This window comes from Erwinia sp. PPS120 (assembly GCF_047918655.1).
Taxonomy (GTDB): Bacteria; Pseudomonadota; Gammaproteobacteria; order Enterobacterales; family Enterobacteriaceae; genus Erwinia; species Erwinia tasmaniensis_A.
The window spans coordinates 25,670-45,766 of the sequence record NZ_JBLREF010000040.1 but is presented as its reverse complement, the minus strand read 5'-3'; the positions used below and the strand labels follow the sequence as shown (position 1 = coordinate 45,766).

The 20,097-nt window shown below is 57.2% G+C and carries 13 protein-coding genes; 1 reads left to right on the top strand and 12 read right to left on the bottom strand.

The annotated features are described in order from the left end of the window. Positions 1-182 precede the first annotated feature (182 nt). The gene (gene amiC, locus ACLRGG_RS18890; protein ID WP_416251207.1) at positions 183-1,433 is read right to left on the bottom strand and encodes an N-acetylmuramoyl-L-alanine amidase AmiC; all 1,251 of its coding nucleotides are present in this window, start codon (positions 1,431-1,433) and stop codon (positions 183-185) included. Positions 1,434-1,694: 261 nt separating this feature from the next. Between amiC and argA the strand changes: the two genes are divergently transcribed. Then, on the top strand, positions 1,695-3,038 hold the full coding sequence (gene argA / locus ACLRGG_RS18885) for an amino-acid N-acetyltransferase (protein ID WP_416251206.1): 1,344 nt from the start codon (positions 1,695-1,697) through the stop codon (positions 3,036-3,038). A gap of 121 nt (positions 3,039-3,159) precedes the next feature. On the opposite strand, the gene recD is transcribed toward argA, so the two are convergent. From recD to lgt, 11 genes are all read right to left on the bottom strand, one after another. Continuing rightward, a complete protein-coding gene (gene recD, locus ACLRGG_RS18880; protein WP_416251205.1) occupies positions 3,160-5,013 on the bottom strand; it encodes an exodeoxyribonuclease V subunit alpha in 1,854 nt (617 codons plus the stop codon). Further along, positions 5,001-8,546, bottom strand: coding sequence for an exodeoxyribonuclease V subunit beta (gene recB / locus ACLRGG_RS18875; protein WP_416251204.1), 3,546 nt, complete (start codon positions 8,544-8,546; stop codon positions 5,001-5,003). Before recB ends, recD begins: the two co-directional genes overlap by 13 nt. Before the next feature lie 3 nt (positions 8,547-8,549). Then, entirely contained in the window at positions 8,550-11,429 is a 2,880-nt protein-coding gene (ptrA, locus tag ACLRGG_RS18870; protein WP_416251203.1) for a pitrilysin, read from the bottom strand. A 192-nt stretch (positions 11,430-11,621) separates the two neighbouring features. Beyond that, positions 11,622-14,999 carry an exodeoxyribonuclease V subunit gamma gene (gene recC, locus ACLRGG_RS18865; RefSeq protein WP_416251202.1) on the bottom strand — a complete coding sequence of 1,126 codons (3,378 nt, stop codon included), beginning with the start codon at positions 14,997-14,999 and terminating at the stop codon, positions 11,622-11,624. 710 nt (positions 15,000-15,709) lie between these two features. Continuing rightward, on the bottom strand, positions 15,710-16,015 hold the full coding sequence (locus ACLRGG_RS18860; protein ID WP_416251201.1) for a prepilin-type N-terminal cleavage/methylation domain-containing protein: 306 nt from the start codon (positions 16,013-16,015) through the stop codon (positions 15,710-15,712). Next, positions 16,012-16,431, bottom strand: a complete 420-nt coding sequence (locus tag ACLRGG_RS18855; protein ID WP_416251200.1) for a DUF2509 family protein — start codon at positions 16,429-16,431, stop codon at positions 16,012-16,014. Before ACLRGG_RS18855 ends, ACLRGG_RS18860 begins: the two co-directional genes overlap by 4 nt. Next, positions 16,428-16,979, bottom strand: coding sequence for a prepilin peptidase-dependent protein (locus tag ACLRGG_RS18850; protein WP_416251199.1), 552 nt, complete (start codon positions 16,977-16,979; stop codon positions 16,428-16,430). Before ACLRGG_RS18850 ends, ACLRGG_RS18855 begins: the two co-directional genes overlap by 4 nt. After that, complete coding sequence (locus ACLRGG_RS18845; protein ID WP_416251198.1) at positions 16,970-17,431, bottom strand: prepilin peptidase-dependent protein; 462 nt, start codon at positions 17,429-17,431, stop codon at positions 16,970-16,972. Before ACLRGG_RS18845 ends, ACLRGG_RS18850 begins: the two co-directional genes overlap by 10 nt. Positions 17,432-17,580: 149 nt before the next feature. Next, positions 17,581-18,204 carry a cupin domain-containing protein gene (locus tag ACLRGG_RS18840; protein ID WP_416251197.1) on the bottom strand — a complete coding sequence of 208 codons (624 nt, stop codon included), beginning with the start codon at positions 18,202-18,204 and terminating at the stop codon, positions 17,581-17,583. Between the two features lie 196 nt (positions 18,205-18,400). Next, positions 18,401-19,195 (bottom strand): thymidylate synthase, encoded by a 795-nt coding sequence (thyA, locus tag ACLRGG_RS18835; protein WP_416251196.1) that lies wholly within the window; start codon positions 19,193-19,195, stop codon positions 18,401-18,403. After that, on the bottom strand, positions 19,192-20,073 hold the full coding sequence (gene lgt / locus ACLRGG_RS18830; protein ID WP_416251195.1) for a prolipoprotein diacylglyceryl transferase: 882 nt from the start codon (positions 20,071-20,073) through the stop codon (positions 19,192-19,194). Before lgt ends, thyA begins: the two co-directional genes overlap by 4 nt. Positions 20,074-20,097 lie beyond the last annotated feature (24 nt).

Here is a 20,097-nt window from a genome sequence, read left to right as displayed (position 1 = left end):
AATCCGGCTCCCGCAACCAATTAACACCTTAACGGGTGTTTTTTTGTTTCTGGCGTTTGCCAAATCTCTGTAATCCCCCTCCTGCGCGACTCACTCCACCTTTTATCCGCTCCTGCAAGACTAGTGCCGCCGCTGATGCGACCTGACGTCCTGCGGGAATAAACACTGTTTCTCTGATGCTGTTATTTTATCCGCTGATGCACGGCACTGCTGGCGATCCACGTTTTAATCCCCGCCAGAATGGCTTCGGCGACCTGCTGCTGAAAATGGGCGGTGCGTAGTTTTCTCTCCTCCCCGGGGTGACTGATAAACGCCGTCTCGACCAGAATTGAGGGGATGTCCGGGGCTTTCAGCACCGCAAAACCCGCCTGGTCGATGGTTTTCTTATGCAGGTGGTTGATTTTGCCCATATGCCTTAGCACATCCTTACCCAGCTTCAGACCGTCGCTGATGGTCAGACGCTGCACCATATCGAGCAGTGTGTGGTCGAGATAGCGGTCACCGCTCATACTGACGCCGCCTATCAGGTCGGATTCGTTTTGCGTGCGGGCCAGAAAACGCGCGGCAGCGCTGGTCGCCCCCTTCGTGGACAGCGCAAAAACGGAGGAGCCGCGCGCCGCGCGATTGGTAAAGGCATCGGCATGAATGGAAATAAACAGATCCGCACGCTGCCTGCGCGCCTTCGCCACCCTGACCTGTAGCGGAATAAAAACGTCCTCATTACGCGTCATCAGGGCGCGCATATTAGGCTGTTTATCTATCAGGCTTTTCAGACGGCGGGCAATTTTCAGCACCACGTCTTTTTCGCGCGTCTTATGTTTACCTACCGCACCCGAGTCCTCGCCTCCATGACCCGGATCGAGCATGATAATCATCGGACGATCTTTACCTGCCCTGCCCGGCAGCGGCGTTGACGCAGGGGTATGCTGCGCTAAATCACCCTTATTATATTCATCCAGCAGGGCCAGCAGCGGATCGTCCTCGTGGTGATGACTGATATTGCTGGCCGGATAAAGATCCAGAACCAGCCGGTTTTTGAACCCGGCAACCGGGGCCAGCGTAAACACTTTAGGCGTTACGTTTTGCTTTAGCTCCAGCACCAGCCTGACGGTATTAGCGCTGAACTGCCCCACCCGCGCACTCTTTATATAGGGATCGTCGCTGCGAACCAGATTTCCGACGCCTTTCAGCAGAGCATTGAGATGCATATTTTCAATATCTACCACCACGCGCTCAGGTTTACTGAGTGCGAACTGCCGGTACTTAAGCGGTGAATTGGATTCCAGCGTCAGACGGGAATAGGTGGAAGAAGGCCAGATGCGGATCGCCACCAGTGGCGTTGCTGACAGGCCAATCTTACTGACGCTAAGCAGCCAGACTGCGCCTGCGCACTTTAGCCAGCGGCGTCGGCCAGGTGAAGGTAAATCGGTCATGCTATTCCAGTATGCTGTTCCATCGGGTTAAAAAATCCAGTCTGGTCTACTATGAGGTAAAAACAGCCAGATAGCGTGCAGGCTGAAAACTGTAGCGAATCAAACTGCCAGTGTCATCTCTAAAATGCGCGGCCCGGTCGCACTTCTGGTTACCTGAGTAGCCGTTTTTAATGAAAGTCGGTAACAATTGGCGCTTGCTTCCAGGCTCAAAAAGGAATAAAAATACACTTTTACCGAATAATAATTCATTAAGGGTCTGTCGTGAAGGAACGGAGTACCGAACTGGTTCAGGGTTTTCGCCATACCGTCCCCTATATTAATGCCCACCGTGGTAAAACCTTTGTCATTATGCTTGGCGGCGAAGCCATAGAGCATGAGAATTTTTCTGGCATCGTCAATGATATCGGGCTGCTGCATAGCCTGGGTATTCGCCTGGTGGTGGTCTACGGTGCGCGCCCACAGATTGATGCGAATCTGGCCGAACACCAGCTCGAACCCCTTTACCACAAGTATACCCGCGTCACCGATGCGCAGTCGCTGGAGCTGGTCAAGCAGGCCGCCGGACGCCTGCAGCTTGATATCACCGCCCGCCTGTCGATGAGTCTCAATAACACCCCTCTCCAGGGCGCTCATATCAACGTGGTGAGCGGCAACTTTATCATTGCACAGCCGCTGGGCGTGGATGAGGGCGTGGATTACTGTCATAGCGGGCGCATACGCCGTATTGATGAAGAGGCGATTCATCGGCAGCTGGACAGCGGCGCGATTGTGCTGATGGGACCGGTGGCTGTTTCCGTGACCGGGGAGAGCTTTAACCTCACCTCGGAAGAGGTGGCAACGCAGCTCGCTATCAAGCTTAAGGCAGAGAAGATGATTGGCTTCTGCTCCGGTCAGGGCGTGACGGACAGTGAAGGCAATGTTATCTCCGAACTGTTCCCTAATGACGCACAGCAGCGCATAGAGGAGCTGGAAAAGGAAGATGACTACCTGTCAGGGACGGTGCGCTTCCTGCGCGGTGCGGTCAAAGCCTGCCGCAGCGGCGTGCGCCGCAGCCATCTGATTAGCTATCAGGAAGATGGAGCCCTGCTGCAGGAGTTGTTCTCACGCGATGGCATTGGCACCCAAATCGTCATGGAAAGCGCCGAACAGATCCGTCGCGCCACCATCAATGATATTGGCGGTATTCTGGAGCTTATCCGCCCGCTCGAGCAGCAGGGAATTCTGGTACGTCGTTCCCGCGAACAGCTTGAGATGGAGATTGATAAATTTACCATTATTGAGCGCGATAACCTGACTATCGGCTGCGCAGCCCTCTATACCTTCCCGGAAGAGGAGATTGGCGAAATGGCCTGCGTCGCGGTGCATCCTGACTACCGCAGTTCGTCACGAGGCGAGGCCCTGCTGGAGCGCGTAGCCCTTCAGGCGCGGCAGATGGGGCTGAAAAAGCTGTTTGTACTGACCACCCGCAGCATTCACTGGTTCCAGGAGCGCGGCTTTATGCCGGTAGATATCGACAAGCTGCCCGAGAGTAAAAAGCAGATGTACAACTACCAGCGCCGCTCAAAGGTGCTGATGGCCGATCTGCGCCATGCCCGCCAGGCGTAATAGTTATGGCCGGTGGTCAACCAGGCCGCCAGGCGTAATTGTTATAGCCGGCGGTTAACCAGGCCGCCTGTTCCGTATAGCCCTCAGCCAGGCCGCCAGGCGAAGTTTTTCTTTCAGGCGGTCAACCAGGCCGCCAGCCCGCCTGTTCCGTCAGGCGATCGACCAGTCCGCTGCGACGCTGCGTCTGCATTCTCACCGCGCTGTTCAGTACGCCACTGTCAGCATAAAGCGACAGCTTCTGCCTGGCGCGGGTGATCGCGGTGTAAATCAGTTCACGCGTGAGCACCGGTGTGAACTGGCTGGGGAGTATCAGCAGCGTGTGATTGAATTCCGAGCCCTGCGACTTATGCACCGTCATGGCAAAAGCCGTCTCATGCGGGGGCAGGCGGCTGGGCTGCACAGCCTTAATGCTGCCATCGGGCAGCGGGAAAAACACCTTCAGCGCGCCCTCGTCGTCATTCATCGCAATGCCAATATCGCCGTTAAATAAGCCCAGGGCGCTATCATTGCGGGCAATCATGACCGGCCGCCCGACATACCATTTGCCGCCCGAGCCAGGCGCGCGGCGTATTAGCCCTTTAAGCTGGAGTGACGTTTCAATACGCTCATTAAGCCCCGTTACGCCAAATGGCCCCTCACGCAGCGCACAGAGCAGCTGAAAATGACCAAATTCGTTAATCACCTCCAGCGGGCTGTGGCCCTGAGACAGACTTCGCAGGTAAGGCCGATAGCCCTCAACGCAGGCGTTTAGCAGATGCTGATACTCCTCGCCTCTACTCAGCGGAAAGCGTTCGATATCGCTGTATCCGGCGGCAAAGACTTTTTCCATCCGACGGGTGTCACCGCCATTAACGGCCAGCGCCAGCTGCCCAATACCTGAAGAGGCATCAAAGCGGTAGCTTTTGCGCAGCAGGCAAATACTGTCACGGACGGCAGGCGCATGTGGACTCTCCTCGCCCGCGAGGGTACAGCCCGTCAGGCGGGTAAGTTCCGCCGCGCGCTCGCTGCTGTAGCCCGCTTCCGCGCAGCGACAGATATCCCCCAGCACCGCCCCCGCCTCTACCGAGGCCAGCTGATCGCGATCGCCCAGAAAAATCACTTTTGCCTGCTGCGGCAGCGCCGCAATCAGATTTGCCATCATTGGCAGATCGACCATGGACGCTTCATCCACCACCAGTAAATCCAGGTGCAGGGGGTTACCGGCATGGTAACGCATCCGCTGACTGCCCGGCACCGCGCCCAGCAGACGATGCAGGGTCGTTGCCTCAGTGGGGAACCGCTGCTTCTCCGCATCATCAATCTCCAGCCCCTGAAGCGCCGCCCCGAGGGAGGCGGTCAGCCGTGCCGCCGCCTTGCCGGTTGGTGCCGCCAGTCGAATGCGTAGCGAATCCGTTAGCGAGATAAGCGTGGCCAGTAATTTGGCCACGGTGGTGGTTTTACCGGTACCCGGGCCGCCCGAAATTACTGAAATCTGACGGGTGAGCGCTACGGCGGCGGCAATTTTCTGCCAGTCATCGGCCTTCTGACCAAAATGCCTGTCCAGCGCAGCGCGCAGCGCGCGCTCATCCAGCCGGTGGGCCTCAGCCTGACCGAGAATAAAGCGCGCCACCTGCCCTTCAGAAAGCCACATCCGATGCAGGTAGAGGCGCTGCTGATGAAGCACCAGCGGCGTGGCGGTTGAACCGTCGCCCACCGCCGCCTCGTTGGGCAGAAGAGTAAGCCAGTCCGGGTCATCCGCGGCCTGCCACATCAGGCGGGCCAGCTCCGGGTGTCGCCCGCCAAACAGCGACTGCTCGGTAAAAGTGGTAAGCGGCAGACACACGTGCCCCTCTCCTGCCTCCGCGCTGACCCATGCCGCCGCCAGCATCAGCGCGGGATGGGCTTCGCTGGCAATCATTCTGGCAAACTGCACGTCCAGCGCTCGCAGCAGTTTCTGCTGGCTGGCAGCCAGCAGCAGTTCCGCTATTTCAGCCATGGGCCCTCCAGCGTTTTCCCTGCAAATAACGCGTCCAGCGCGTTAACAAATTCAGCCGATGGCCGCGTACGATAAAGGCCATTGTCACTGGCCGTTCCGTCCACGCCCCGCAGGAACAAATAGATAACGCCGCCAAAATGCTGTTCAAAATCATAGTCGGCCAGTCGGTGGCGCAGATAGCGGTGCAGCGCCAGCGTATAGAGCTGATACTGTAAATCGTAGCGGTGGGACTGCATCGCCAGCGCCATTGCCTGGGGCGTGTAGTCGTCGCCGGATGCCCCCAGCCAGTTAGATTTGTAGTCCAGCAGATAGTATTTACCCTGCCAGACGAAGACCAGGTCGATAAAGCCCTTCAGCATGCCCTGCACCTGCTGGAAATTGAGCGGCGGGCACTCCGCTGAAAGCGGATCGTAGTGGCGAATAAGCCGGTCAAGATCCTCCGCGCTCATTAACCGCTGAACAGGCAGATAGAATTGCAGCTCCACCTGACGCTTGTCGGGGGCCAGCTGACTGAGCGTCACCCCGGTCGCGTTGAGCGGCGTTTGCAGAATACGCATCAGCCACTGCTTCACGACCGGCAGCCAGGCCGCGTCGTGCCCCTGCGAGGTGAGCTGTTCAGCCAGCCATGCCTCCTCAACCGGCTGGGTGAAATCAATATTTTCAAACAGGCCATGAAGAAATGTTCCCGGTGCCGCGCCGCGCGGGAAGGTATGCGGCGTCAGCTGAACAGCCAGCTGCGGCTGTGCCTCGCCCGCGGCATCGACATCCAGCCTGGGGAGCAGGTCAAAGGTGATGGAATGCCCATGCTGCTGTAGACCTGAATAGCTGGTAATGCGCCACTCATCGCGAAGCTGGCGGGTGACAGACTGACTGCTGAGCGTGTCTGGCACCGCCTGCTGTGGTCGCCACGGCTCATCATCGGGATGACCCGGGATAACCAGCTCAACGGCTTCACTTTCCATTTCCACAAGGGACTGACACAGGCTGGCCGCATCAGCCGCCTCACCTTTTTGCAGCAGGTAACCCACCGCACTGAGATGCAGGTCGCTGTTCCCCTCCTTTTTCCGGTTCCCCTTAACCAGCGGCGCGATACCCACGCTACAGTGCCAGACCGAACGCGTCAGCGCGACGTAGAGCAGGCGGAGATCTTCGGCCAGCCGCTCCTGTTCGGCCAGCTCAATGCTTTCAGTATCGTCACGCAGATCCAGCAGCGCCTGAAAGGTTTGCCGGTCATGATAAACTCCCTGGCCCGCTTCGCGGTAGTTAGCGACAAACGGCAGCCAGACCAGCGGATACTGCAACCCTTTAGACTTGTGGATAGTCACGATCTTCACCAGATGGCGATCGCTCTCCAGGCGCAGCTGCTGGCTGGCGGACTGACCATTAGGCTGGGCCACCTCCTGCGCAAGCCAGCGAACCAGCGCATGTTCGCTATCCAGACTGGCGGAGGCTTCCTGCAGCAGCTCCCCCAGATGCAGCAGGTCAGTCAGCCTGCGCTCTCCGCTTTCGGAGGCCAGCAAATTTTCAGCAATCTGGCGCTTAACCATCAGTTCACGCAGCATCGGCAGCACGCCGCGCTTTAGCCAGCGCTGACGATAGCCGTCAAATTCATCCACCAGCGCGTCCCAGGCTCGCTCATCCTTACTCAGCGCATCAAGCGTTAATGCGTCCAGACCAAAAATGCTGGTGGCGAGTGCGCAGCGCAGCGTCCGCTCCTGTTCGGGAGCCAGCACCGCCTGCAGCAGCCAGATCATTTCGCGCGCTTCCGGCGTGGTGAAGACGCTGTCGCGATTGGAGAGATAAACAGAGGGAATACTCAGGCCGTTCAGCGCTTCGCGCATGATGGACGCTTCACCGCGGCTGCGAACCAGAACGGTAATGTCCGATGCCGCCACCGGACGTCGATCCTCGTCTCTGCCGATCAGCGCCGTTCCCTGCTGACCCGCCGTCAGCCAGCGGCGGATATCTGCCGCGCACTGCCGGGCCATAAACTGCTGGTAATCGCTTACGCCTGTTCCTTCGCCCGGCTGTAACCAGAATCTCAGGGCGGGCTGGCGTTTACCCTCGACGCTAAACGCCAGCCCGGCATTAGGCCCGGCAGGAGTGACGTCCTTAAAGGGAATTTCATGGAACAAAAAGGGATTTTCCAGCCGGGAAAAGAGCTGGTTTACGCTGTTAACCATGTCCGGCGAGGAGCGCCAGTTGGTATCAAGCGTATAGTGGGCGCTAACTTCGCTCCGGGCTTTCATATAGGTGAAAATATCGGCGCCCCGGAAGGCGTAGATAGCCTGTTTGGGGTCGCCTATCAGCAGTAGCGCAGACTCAGGCTGATGCCGGTAAAGCGTGCGGAAGATGCGGTACTGCTGCGGGTCGGTATCCTGGAATTCATCAATCAGGGCGACCGGATAACGGCTGCGAACGGCCTGCGCCAGCGCCTCTCCGCCAGGCTGCTTCAGCGCGTCATCAAACCGTCCCAGCAGATCGTCAAACCCCAGCAGGGCATTAAGCCTTTTCTCTTTCTGCGTGGTGAAGCGGATCTCGCTCAGCGCGCGGGCGATAACCAGGTCACGCAGCGACAGCGGTTCAGCGAGAAAGCGATCCACCTCGTCAAACAGCGGATGCTGTGGCGCTTCTCCTTTTTTGGTTTTATCCAGCAGTACCCGCTGGCCAAAGCGCGCCAGCTCCTTAGGAACCGCGTAATCCTCAGTCGCTTCTGCAGCCCACTGGGCGATTTTCTCCAGCCAGTTAGGTAAGTGCTTACTGCTGTAGCTTCGCTTATCCACACCCGACTGGGCAATAACGTCATGCAGATTTCCTGCCGCCAGCCACGCCGTTTTCAGGGCATCGATCCGCCCGATGATTTTTTCATGGCGTTCGGTAAAGGACTCCTCTAAATCGGCGGGATATTTCAGCGCGGGGGCTTCACCATTTAGCCAGGGAGAGAGAGTGGCAAGGAGCTGCTCCGGCCCCTGCCACATCTGCGTCATCACCCTGGCCACCGGCAGCGAGAGGGGGTAGCAGTAGCGACGCCAGAAATCCGCCGCAGCCTGCCGGCGCAGCGGAAACTCATCTTCAATCAGCTGCTGCTCAAACAGCATGCCGGATTCAAAAGCATTAAGATTCAGCATGCGCTGGCAGAAGCCGTGGATGGTAAATATCCCGGCGTCATCCATCTGCCGCTCGGCCGCCAGCAGCCGCACTGCCGCCTGATTGCGATCCTCAATCTGCGCTAACAGCGCCGACAGCATTGTGTCAGAGGCGTAGCCGCGCACGCAGGCAATACGTAGCTGGTGGATATTGGCGCGAATACGGCCACGCAGCTCGGCCGTTGCCGCCTCGGTGAAGGTCACCACCAGGATCTCTTCCACCGACAGCGGCCTGCTGGCGGCGGCGTCACCCCCCAGCCCCAACAGCAGACGAAGGTAAAGCAGCCCGATGGTAAAGGTTTTGCCGGTTCCCGCCGAGGCTTCAATCAGCCTTTCCCCTGTGAGCGGGAGCCTGAGGGGATCAAGAGTCAGGGCTTCAGACTTCATATCTTAACTTTTCACCGGAAATGACTGCTGTAGCTTCGACACTTCCTGCCAGGTGGTGAAGCCTTCAGGCTTAGCGTAGTCCGCTTGTTTATGCTGGCTGCCTGAAATTTGCGAGAGCAGCGTCAGCCCCTGTGGTTCAATGACCGCCTTATGGAAAAAGTCTGCCAGACTTTCCGGCGTCAGCGCCTGAATGCGGGCAATCACTTTTTCTCTGGTATCGAAACGGGTGTTTTCGCGATCGAAATCTTTGCTAAAGCGTCCTGCTTCTTCATCCAGCGTTTGCGGACGCTGTTTAAGTTCGTTAATCATGGCCTGCTGATATTGACTGAAATCATCGTGGCTCATCTCACGCAGCCGTTTTTCCGCCACCGGATAGAACGCCCGGAAGCGCGTTAATAGCCAGGCGGGCTGCTTAACGTTACTTTGCAGCAGGAAGCCAATGCCCCACTGACGTCCGACCGGCATCTGGAAGGTAAATACCGCATAGCCCAGCTGCTCCCTGGTACGCAGCTGGTTATAAAACCACGGCTGAACGATCTGGCTAAGCATGGCGCTGCTGGCAATACTTTCATACTCTTCATAGCCCAGCGGAACATACAGGGCGGCCAGCGCCGAGTCGGTACTGCTCCCCTGCTGCTGAAGGTTGGCCGAGGTCTTTTTATCAATGGCGATATACTGACTGTGCCACCAGCTGTCACCCTCGCAGTCCAGATGGGCTTTGAGATCCTGACCCAGCGCCGTCGCCTCTGCCGCGCTCATATTGCCCACGACCATCAGCTCCGGGGTGGACTGCTGGAGCAGCATTTTTCGGTAAGCCTGGAGATCCTCAAGCGTGATACCGGCTACCAGGCTGCGGCGTTCACTCCGCTGGGTATAAGGAAGCTGCGACAGCATCTGCGCGGGCTGAATAGCCAGCTCGAACGCCTTACCTTTTTCAGCGGAGGAGAGACGCTCCAGATACCAGGACTTTGCCTGTTCCAGCTGCTGCCGATCGGGTTGATAGCTGGCATACCCGTTAAGTAGCGCCTTCATCAGCTCGGGAAGATGCTGGGTGAAACCGCTGGCGTTAAAGGTGACGCCATCATTTTCACTGGTTGAAAAACTGATGCCGGCTACTGACGCCTGTGAATTTAGCTCATCGAGCGCCAGCCCCGCCAGGTAGTCGTTGAGAGCGAACAGCACCTGATTTTTCGCCGTGCTCATGGCCGCTTTATTTCGCAATGCCAGCGTGATGTTAGCTTTAGGATCGTCGGCGTAAAACTGCGACGGCATATAGAATATCCGCAGTCCGGGCTGATTAACCAGCGCCTCCGGGTGCGCCTGTTTTTTCCCGGGCTTTATCAGGCTAAAGTTGTCCGGAATGTAGGGATTGAGCGCCGGCAGGGCAAGATCGATTTTATCACTGGCGGCCTGCCAGGCGGCAAACCGCTGCGGTGTAATCCTGTCCACCTGATAGGGAGCATCGACAAAGTAGGCCAGTTTGTTATGCGGCTCATCGGGGCTGATAAACCAGATGCGGGCATTTTGAGGCGTCATGCCGTCCAGCCGCGCTTTAATCGCCGCAGGATCGTAGCGATCGGCGATATAAGAGGCATCAAGCGTGTCTGCAATGGGTACGCGCAGCATGGTATCAGCCAGCCACTGGATGTAATCCATATCGCGGGTTATTGAGGGGTAGCGGAAATCCAGATTCAGAACGTGGGCGACTTCATCAAAATACTGCTTATTAATGCCCCCGGCGCGCAGTTTATTCAGATAGCTGAATACGGCAGCAATCACCCGGTCACGGTTAGCCAGCCCGGTATCCGTTAGCGATACGGAAATAGAGAAAACGCCGCCATTTCTATCAATAACCGGATCCGCCCCCGCATCAATCGAATCTGCCAGGCCATTATTCTGTAGCCAGTCAGAGAGCGTATTTTTACTACGATTACCAATCAGATAGGCAATCAGCGTATCGGTTTTACTGCGGAATTTATCGGCGTTATTGTCAATGCGGAATTCTATTTTCAGCAGCTTACGCGGCTGGGCCGGAACGTAGTGAATAATGATGCCCTTTTGCTTATCGGTCACCACTGGCACGGTGATATCCGGCACTGTCGCATGGCGATTTTCCACGCGCCCAAAGGTAGTGACGGCTATTTTTTGCAGCTCATCCATAGGCTTGCTGCTGTAGATGACCGCTTTCATCAGATTCGCTGAGTAATAGCGCTGATAAAATGCTTTCAGCGCGTCATGCAGCTTGCTGCCCGGTTTGTCCTTGAGGGTTTCCAGATTGCCGCCGGAAAATAGCGCCCCGGGATGCGCCGGGTTGATTGTTTCCGCGCCAACCTGAGCCATCCGCAGACCGTCGCGTGAGCGGGCCATCGTCAGCTCGGCATTCACTGCATGCCGCTCACGATCGGCATTGACCGGATCCAGCAGCGGTTCAGCAATGGCATCGGCAAGACGATCGACGGCAGGCTGCAGCGCATCGTTTTCAACTTCCAGATAGTAGGCCGTGCGGTAAGAAGCGGTACTGGCATTATGGCTGCCGCCGTGCTTCTTTAAAAACTCAGCCAGGTTATCAGGCTGTGGATAGCGTTTCGATCCCATCAGCAGCATATGCTCAAGATAATGCGCCAACCCCTGTTGATTGCGTGGGTTCTCCAGCGATCCTACTGGCAGCGTCAGCGCGGCGAGAGATTTCGTCGCCTGAGGATCGGAGACCAGCAGCACCGTCATGCCGTTATCAAGCCTGACCGCCTGATACTGACGCGGATCTTTTTCGCTTTTGCGGATGGTTTCCGGCACAGGTTGCCATCCCGGCTGTGCCTGACTCAGCGGGCTCCACAAGTTAATAAGCACGACCAGCGTGCCGATCCAGACTGCATAACGCCCCATTCGATCTCCTTGACGATCTCATTTTCTGCTGACGGGAAAAACGTTCAGCAGAGCATTCCCCTGAATATGTCGCCTTCATGCCGTGTGGTGAAGACGAGTAAAAAAACGGTTCAATGGTTATAAAGTAACATTACAGGATGTCCTGCACTCTGTCCGCAAACTTCCTCACCTATTGCCGGTGAGCAGAGTATCTCAGGCCTCACCGCCTTTAACATTCATCTGCAACAGCGGCAGCAGCCACGCCTCTGCGTTGCACGTAATCTCCTGCAGGGTGTCTTCATCCAGGGTACGGAATAAACGCGCCAGACAGGGATCGCTGCTCTCACCTTCAATCTGATAGTTACCCTGCCAGGCCTGGAGTAGTTTGACTCTGGCCTTCGCCTGGCTGGCTTCATCATGGAGCACCGCCGAGGCTTTTTCATCGTAGCTCGCCTCAAGCCAGGCTCCGCCCGTTTTAGGCAGCAGCAGCAGAGGCGCATTCATCCCCTGCTGATAGCCGATTATATAGCGTTTCAGCCAGCGGGACGCTGTGGCAACGTCCAGCGGAGGGAAACACCACTGGCTCTCCTTGCGACCGTACATACGGCTGCTTCCTTTGCCGCCCAGCACGGCGTAGATAAGATGCTCCAGCCAGAGCGCCAGGCCATCGGTAAAATTAAGGTGGCCGGGACGCCAGCGCAGCAGCCCATCCTCCTGGACCTGTGATAACCAGCCGTTCAGCTGAATGCCGCCCACGGTGAGGTTTATTTCCCAGCTCACGGCCTCCCTGCGCTGCTCGCGCACCCGATTCGCCAGCTCTGTCATATCTGCCAGCTGATCCTGCCAGAACAGTTCACCATAGGCACCATAGGGCAGATGCCCTGCCGCACGCTGCCTGGCGTAGAGAGGCTCATCCGGGCGATCCTCTATCAGGGTATTGAGCAGCAGTGCATTAACCTGATAGCGGCTGAGATTATCCAGGGTGAAAGGTTCGGTATCGGGTAGCCCGGTTTCCTCCAGCTGGAAGCTGACGCCCAGGCGCTGGCTGAAGAAAGCGCGTACCGGATGTCGCCAGAACCGCACCAGCTGTTCGACATTCAGCTCCGTCAAATCCAGCCCGGACAGGGGCTGCATAAAAGGTGGATGAGCGATGCCGCTGGCATTAGCGGCCGGAAGCCACTCTGAGGCATAGCTGCGAAACTCCGCCTGGGGCGAGAAGTTTTCGGCGGCGAAGGGCATCCGGCTGTGCAAATGTTGCAGATGGGCTTCAACCGCCCTGGCACTGGTGTCCACATCGCTGTCCCGGTGATGTGGCAGACAGAAGCTCTGGCTGATGTACTCCACCAGCTCACTCACCAACACCGAGGGGAAACGCTCTGAGTTATCCTGGATAGTCCTTCCGATATAGCTGATATAGAGCTGCTGCTGGGCAGAGCTTAACGCCTCCAGAAAAAGGTAACGATCGTCGTCGCGACGGCTGCGATCGCCCTTTTTCGGCTGCTGACTCATCAGGTCAAAACCGAGCGGCGGTAGCGAACGGGGATAAACGCCGTCGTTCATTCCCAGCAGGCAGACCACCTTAAAGGGAATGGATCGCATCGGCATCAGGGTGCAGAAGTTCACCGGCCCGGCAAGAAAGCGCTGGCTGATGCGCTCCTGATCCAGCCGTGACGCCAGCTCGTCCCGCAGCAGCGAGAGCGGAATAGCCTGCTGATAAGCCGACTGTATACCGTAACCGATCGCCTGCTGCCACTGTTCCTCAATCAGCGCCAGCGCCGCTTCGGTATCGGCATCAGCGGCGAAGAAATCGTTTAGCAATTCGCGGCACAGGGGCAGCCAGCTCTCCAGCGCGCGCGGTGCCGTAAGCAGATCGCGCCAGCCGCGCAGCCGCATCAGTAGCTCAGCCAGATTACCCGCCAGTTCCGCAATCAGGCCGCTGGATTCGTCATAGGGCAGGATCCCCTGCCAGTCCCCGGCCTCGCTGTGCATCGCGTAGCCGAGTAGCATGCGCGTCAGGCCAAACTGCCAGGTATGCTGTCCCCCCGCCGGAAGGTCCAGCTCACGGATCGTTTCGTCGTCCAGCCCCCAGCGAATACCTGACTCTGCGACCCAGTGGCGCAGCCGCTTAAGCCCTTCCTCATCAATGGAAAAGCGGCTGGCGACCGCTGGCACTTCAAGCAGTGCCAGCACCTCCTCCGAGGCGAAGCGGCTGTCCGGCAGGCTTAGCAGTGAAATAAAGGCCTGTAGTGCCGGGTGCGCCTGGCTGGCCCGGCGGTCAGAAATGGCAAAGGGAAGATAGCGATCGCCGGGCGCATTGCCAAATACCGCCTGAATAAAGGGCGTATAAGCATCAATGTCGGCGACCATTACAATAATATCGCGTGGGGAGAGGGTAGGATCGCTGGCCATGATTTCTAATAAGCGATCCTGGAGCACTTCTACCTCACGCTGTGGGCTATGACACAGGTGCAGGCTGACTGAGCGATCGGCGGGATCCAGCACGCGTTTGTGCCGGCTGGTTTGCCACTCCTGCTGATTCAGACCCATCACTGCGTTATCTTCCAGCTCCAGCAGGTCGCGCTGCAGGCTTTGCAACAGCGTAGCGGGTTCGATATCGACAAAAGCGTCAATTTCCTGGCACTCCATCTGCGCCAGTAAATAGAGGTTATCCCGCCCCAGTTTGCCCCAGGAGGCCAGCAGCGGGTTGCTGAGCTGCTGCTCGCCCTGCTCGTTAAACAGGCCGGAGGCATCCTCATCGCGAAACAGGGCGCTTTCACGCTGCTGCCCAAAATGCTGTCGCCGTCGGTTTTGCAGCTTTGCCAGAAACGCGTAGTCCTGGATATCGCCCCAGTAGTGCCGACAGGGATTAGTGAACAGCAGATGGATATCAATATGCCTGCCCAGCGCCTGGAGCGCCTGCAAATAGATCGGCGGGAGCGCAGAGATGCCGCAAATAAAAACGCGATCGGGGAGATTTGGCGGACGCTCACGGCTATTTTCCAGAGCCGAAATAAAGCGCATATAAAGATTTGCCCGGTGCCACTCGGGCTGCCCAAGCTCACGAGTGTACTGAACCAGAGCGGCCCAGAGCGGCGCCTGCCACTGCTGCGCATCATCCAGCCCCTCAATCAGCTGGCCTTTCTCCCAGCTGTTGAGCCATTCGGCCCGATAAACCAGGTACTGGTCAAAGAGGTCAGCCACGCGGGAGGCCAGCTGAAAAAGCTTACGCTTGTTTTCATCGTCGGTCAGATAGTGCCTTAACATCGCGAATTCCGGGCGCGTCAGCATCTCCGGAAGGATAGCCATCAGCTTCCAGCTCATACTGGATTTGTTAAAGGCGCTCTCTTTTGGGATCCCCGGCAGGACGCGCACAAACATATCCCAGATAAAGGTGGCGGGCAGAGGAAAGGCGATATTAGCGGCAATGCCGAACTGCGCAGCCAGCGACATTTGCAGCCACTGCGCCATGCCGGGACTTTGTACCAGGATCACTTCAGACTGGAAGGGATCGCGCAGCGGCTGATTTTCAATTTGCCATGCCGCCAGCGTTTTCAGCAAATCCAGCTGATTTGAGTGGTAGACCGTAAACATCTCTGCTCCTTAAGCATAATTTTGCTCTGCGCGGACACTGTAACCCTTCCAGCATCCGTTGCAAATGCACGGGAAACGAATGAGATCGCGCTCGGAAGCATTGCAAAAGCACGGGAAACGAATGAAATCGCGCTCGGGAGCATTGCAAAAGCGTTAGCTGCGCTCGCAGGCCTTAAAAACTCAGGCCCTCGGTAATTGACTGTCGGGTGGACTGCCGCAAGGTCACAAATAGCTTCTGGCGTTACCGCACAATCGAACGGGCTGAATGTCCCGCCCCCCTTTCGGACAGTTTTAAAAACCGACGACCTGGCTGGCAGTCGTCGTAATGGTAATGATGTTTTTATAGAATCCGGCTTCAGGTTTTTCGCCTGAACGTACAACAGTAACACCTAAATCAAAGGCATCGTTTGCAGCAGAAACGGGCAGAGATAACCGGCGATCGGAAAGGGTCAGGAAAGTTATTTTGTTTAAGTAGTGTTTATAAAATTTGATGGCAAAAGGAACAATTACATCACTTTTTATGTCAGTACAAAATTACAAAGGTACGGCGAGATAGTGATCCCCAGATTGAAACCTGGCTGTTTCAGCCTCGGACAGAAAAGTCCAACTGAACTTTGTTATTTTTATTTACCTTCAGAGTAATGCGCTATCTCCTTCGTGGAGGTAATGAGGTTTATTCCCCGTTTAGGCTCTTACTAAGGGGGAGTTAATCACTCCCGCCTGGGGCATTGCAAAAGCGTTAGCTGCGCTCGTCGGCCGGTTGGGCCAGTCGCCGTCGAGATCCTGACCCGACAACCACCGGGACCCGCCTGTTCTGTCACCTCAGTTTGCCAGCCGGGCGCCTGATAGCCTTCAAACCCTGACGCAGCCTGCCGCCAGGCTTCCCGCTGCTCCGTCTGGCGCACAAATCCCTGCGCCAACACCAGCTGATAGCGCATCAACGTGCTGATGCTCAGGGTAAGCAGCAGCAACGCGACCAGGGTTTCGGGGAGGCTGAACCCATGCTGGCGTCTCATTCTGGCTGGCACGCTTCGGATACCGACAGCGGGCAGTAGTCAATCCAGCCGTGCAGCACCGGCCCTATTCTCCCCATACTGCCGATCGGGACAACCCAGCGGTAGTGTGCAAGGGTTCCGCTGCCCGCGTCTCCGCGCAGGAGCATGCTATTTTCACCCTGCATACTCAGGCAGGCGCGGCCATAAAGAGGGTCGGCTTTGCAGACCCATCCCCCGGCGTTGATTAGCCAGTGCTGTTCGCCTCCCCAGGCCAGCGCAGTATCCGCGCGGCTGTACTGGAGATAAAACTGGCGCTCATCAGCGAGCAGGCCGAGTGCGTTATCGAGCTGTGTGCGGGTAGCATGCAGCAGGGTAGCCGACATCATCAGCAGAATGATGACCGCTAACAGCGAACCGCTTCCTCGCTGTGTATTCACAGGTTGACCGTCCTGACCCAGCGCTCAATCACCAGCGGATGCTGCGGCCAGATAAGCGCATAGCCCGCCAGCAGCAGCCTTACCTGCCCCGCCCGCTGAGTCACCTGAAACTTATCTATCGCTATTACCGCCGGATCGTTGAGCCTTTCCCAGCCACTCCCCTCGCAGTCGTTTATCCCGCGCTGCATTTCGAGATTGCCGCTGCGCAGACGATAGCCGTGGTAATCGCTGTCATCCCGTCCTGCTGCCTCCCATCGCCCATTGCTGTTTTCGTCCCAGCGAATGAGCAGGCAGCTCCCCGATGCTCCGCGAATACTCAGCCCTTCCCCCTGGCATTGGCCAGGGCAATAGCCCGCTCGCCGCACCGCTTTTTCCAGTGAGGTCATCATCTGCTGCATCTCTTCCTGTAGCTGAAAGGCCTTCAGCGTACGCAGGTTGTTCATTTGCAGCACAGGCAACAGACGGGTGGCCCCCAGCATCACTATGCTGCTGATGGCCAGTGCGATCAGCATTTCAGGCAGGCTGAAGCCCGCATTTCTCATCCACATAGTCTCTCCGCTGGCTGACAAATTCTGATACGGCCCCGGGAAGAGATAATAATGTGTCGCTCCCCCGCGTCGCCGGAAATCACAATGCGCCCGGGTTTAGCCACGCTGCGGCGACCATAAAAACCCACGCCCTCAGTAAGCGACAGCAGCCCGATCTCTGGCCAGGGCGCCAGCAGCGTATGGCGGCTTCTACCGGAGCAGCGTAGCTGGACGGCTCCGCTCCCCAGGCACCATTTCTGACCGGGCAGAAGCCACAGCAGGCGTGTTTCATTGTGCCAGTTCGCCTCGCTGCGCAGACGCAGAAGAAAATGCTGGATCTGAGCTGCCGTGTCATTCAGATGCCGTTGCTGCTGCCAGTGATGCCAGGCGCTGACGGCGCCAAAGCCAGGCACGCTGGCGATAACCATCACCACCAGTAGTTCCAGCAGGGTAAATCCGGATGCGTTTTTCATGGAGGCAGAATGACGCTATGAACAGGCTCGAACCAGCTGCAATCATTACGGTTATGAGCCGCGTTCCAGGAATGACACCTGCGGTTCAAAATTTCGCAGATGTTTACGCACTGGGTCGCAGAATTGAGCATCAGAAGAGGCGGTTATGTTTATTCCGCCCCAGAGCGGGTGCAGATACCGGTGTTCTTCGCGCCGGGTTTGAGTTTAATAATCAGCTGCACGTTAGGTTCATTCCCTACCGTACGGGAGATGTGCCCCACCCTGTTATCGTCCGGGCGCGGATGTGAACTGCTGTCTGCATTGAACTGGACATCGCCCGGTCCCTGGACCAGCGTGGTGCCGTCCGTGGTTTCAACGGACCATTTCCCGGAAAGGGTGATCACCCACTGTGGGCCCGGCGCGTGATGCCAGCTGCCGACGTATCCGGGGGGCAGGACGGCATAAGCAATACTTTCCACCTCGTCGGGTGACACGCCAATCCACTGTGGCGCAGAAGGGGGCGCATAGCTTTTGTATTCCAGCCCTTCAAAGCGGCAGTGATCGATATGGGTGGCTCCCTTGCCATCGGCCCATACGCTGGCGAATTTCACCGGAGGCTGCGTTTTACCATTGCTGGTGGTCTGCTCAGACGCCTCTGAGCGCACGGGATGAACGCCCGGCCCGGCGCTGGAATTGGCACTGGCACTGGCACTGGCACTGGCACTGGCACTGGCAGAGGAGAGAGCGGAAAGTCCGCACAATAGTGCAAGCGTGAGGAGTATGCTGTTTTTCATCGGTATTCCCTGTGATTTAGTTCCGGCTATAAGCGTAGCGCTGAACTGACCAGGGTGCTCAGAGAATGGCAAAAAGACTTAACAGGAGGGGCACTGCCAGAACATTGAAGATTTGCAGCAAACCAGACTCAGGATGCGCCTGGTACAGGGTGGGGGGGTAATATCAGGAGCGGAAAGCTTCCGCTCCTGGCAGGGATCAGATAGCAACGGGCGCCTTGATGCCCGGATGAGGATCGTAGCCTTCGATCTCGAAGTCTTCAAAACGATAGTCGAACAGCGAAGCCGGTCTACGCGTGATGGTCAGCTTCGGCAGCGAGCGTGGCTCGCGGGTAAGCTGCAGGCGGGTCTGTTCCAGATGGTTGCTGTACAGATGCGTATCGCCGCCGGTCCAGACAAAGTCGCCAACCTCCAGGTCGCACTGCTGCGCCATCATATGCACCAGCAGCGCATAACTGGCGATATTAAACGGCAGACCGAGGAAGATATCGCAGGAACGCTGGTAAAGCTGGCAGGAGAGTTTGCCGTCGGCCACGTAGAACTGGAAAAAAGCGTGACAGGGAGCCAGCGCCATCTCGTCAAGCTCACCCACGTTCCAGGCAGACACAATAATACGACGCGAATCCGGATCGGTTTTCAGCTGTTGCAGCACCTTTTCGAGCTGATCGATCTGGCGGCCATCTGCCGCCCCCCAGCTGCGCCACTGCTTACCATAAACCGGGCCGAGATCGCCGTTTTCATCTGCCCACTCATCCCAGATGGTGACCTTATTTTCCCGCAGATAGGCGGTATTGGTATCACCGTTAAGAAACCACAGTAGCTCATGAACAATTGAGCGCAGGTGACACTTCTTGGTGGTCACCAGCGGAAACCCTTCCTGTAGGTTGAAACGCATCTGATGACCAAATATCGACAGCGTACCGGTGCCGGTGCGATCGTTTTTCGGCGTGCCCTCGTCGAGCACTTTTTGCATTAACGCCAGATACTGTTTCATTTCCCCTCACTCACGTGCTGCTGTGGACGGCGACGGTAAGCCCATACCATCATAATTACACCCGCCAGGATCATCGGCAGAGAGAGTATCTGGCCCATGCTGATGGCGTTATCGAACAGGCCAAGCTGCGCATCCGGCTGACGGAAGAACTCGACGATAATCCGGAAGGCGCCATAGCCAATCAGGAACAGCCCGGATACGGCTCCCATCGGGCGGCTTTTACGGATAAACAGATTGAGAATAATAAACAGGACCACGCCTTCCAGCGCCAGCTCATAAAGCTGCGAGGGGTGACGCGGCAGCACGCCGTAGCTCGCCAGCAGTGACTGCCATTCGGGGTGAGTCGCAGCCAGCGCCACATCTTCACCTCTGGAACCCGGAAAGAGCATTGCCCACGGGAGATCCGGTGCAACCCGTCCCCACAGTTCGCCGTTGATAAAGTTGCCCAGGCGACCGGCCCCCAGGCCGAAGGGGATCAGCGGAGCAATAAAGTCCGATACCTGAAAGAAGTTACGTTTGGTGCGATGGGCAAACCACAGCATCACGCAGATAACCCCAATCAGGCCACCGTGGAACGACATGCCGCCGTCCCAGACTTTGAATAAATAGAGCGGGTTATCAAGGAACAGCGGCAGGTTGTAAAACAGAACGTAGCCGATACGACCGCCAAGGAATACGCCGAGGAAACCCGCATAGAGCAGGTTTTCAACTTCCTCTTTTTTCCAGCCGCTGCCGGGCTTGTTCGCGCGGCGAACCGCCAGCCACATCGCAAAAATAAAGCCCACCAGGTACATCAGGCCATACCAGTGCAGCGAAATCGGGCCGATAGAGAAAATTACCGGATCAAATTGAGGGAAAGCCAGATAGCCGTTAGTCATCTTTCACCATTGTTAATGTCTGTC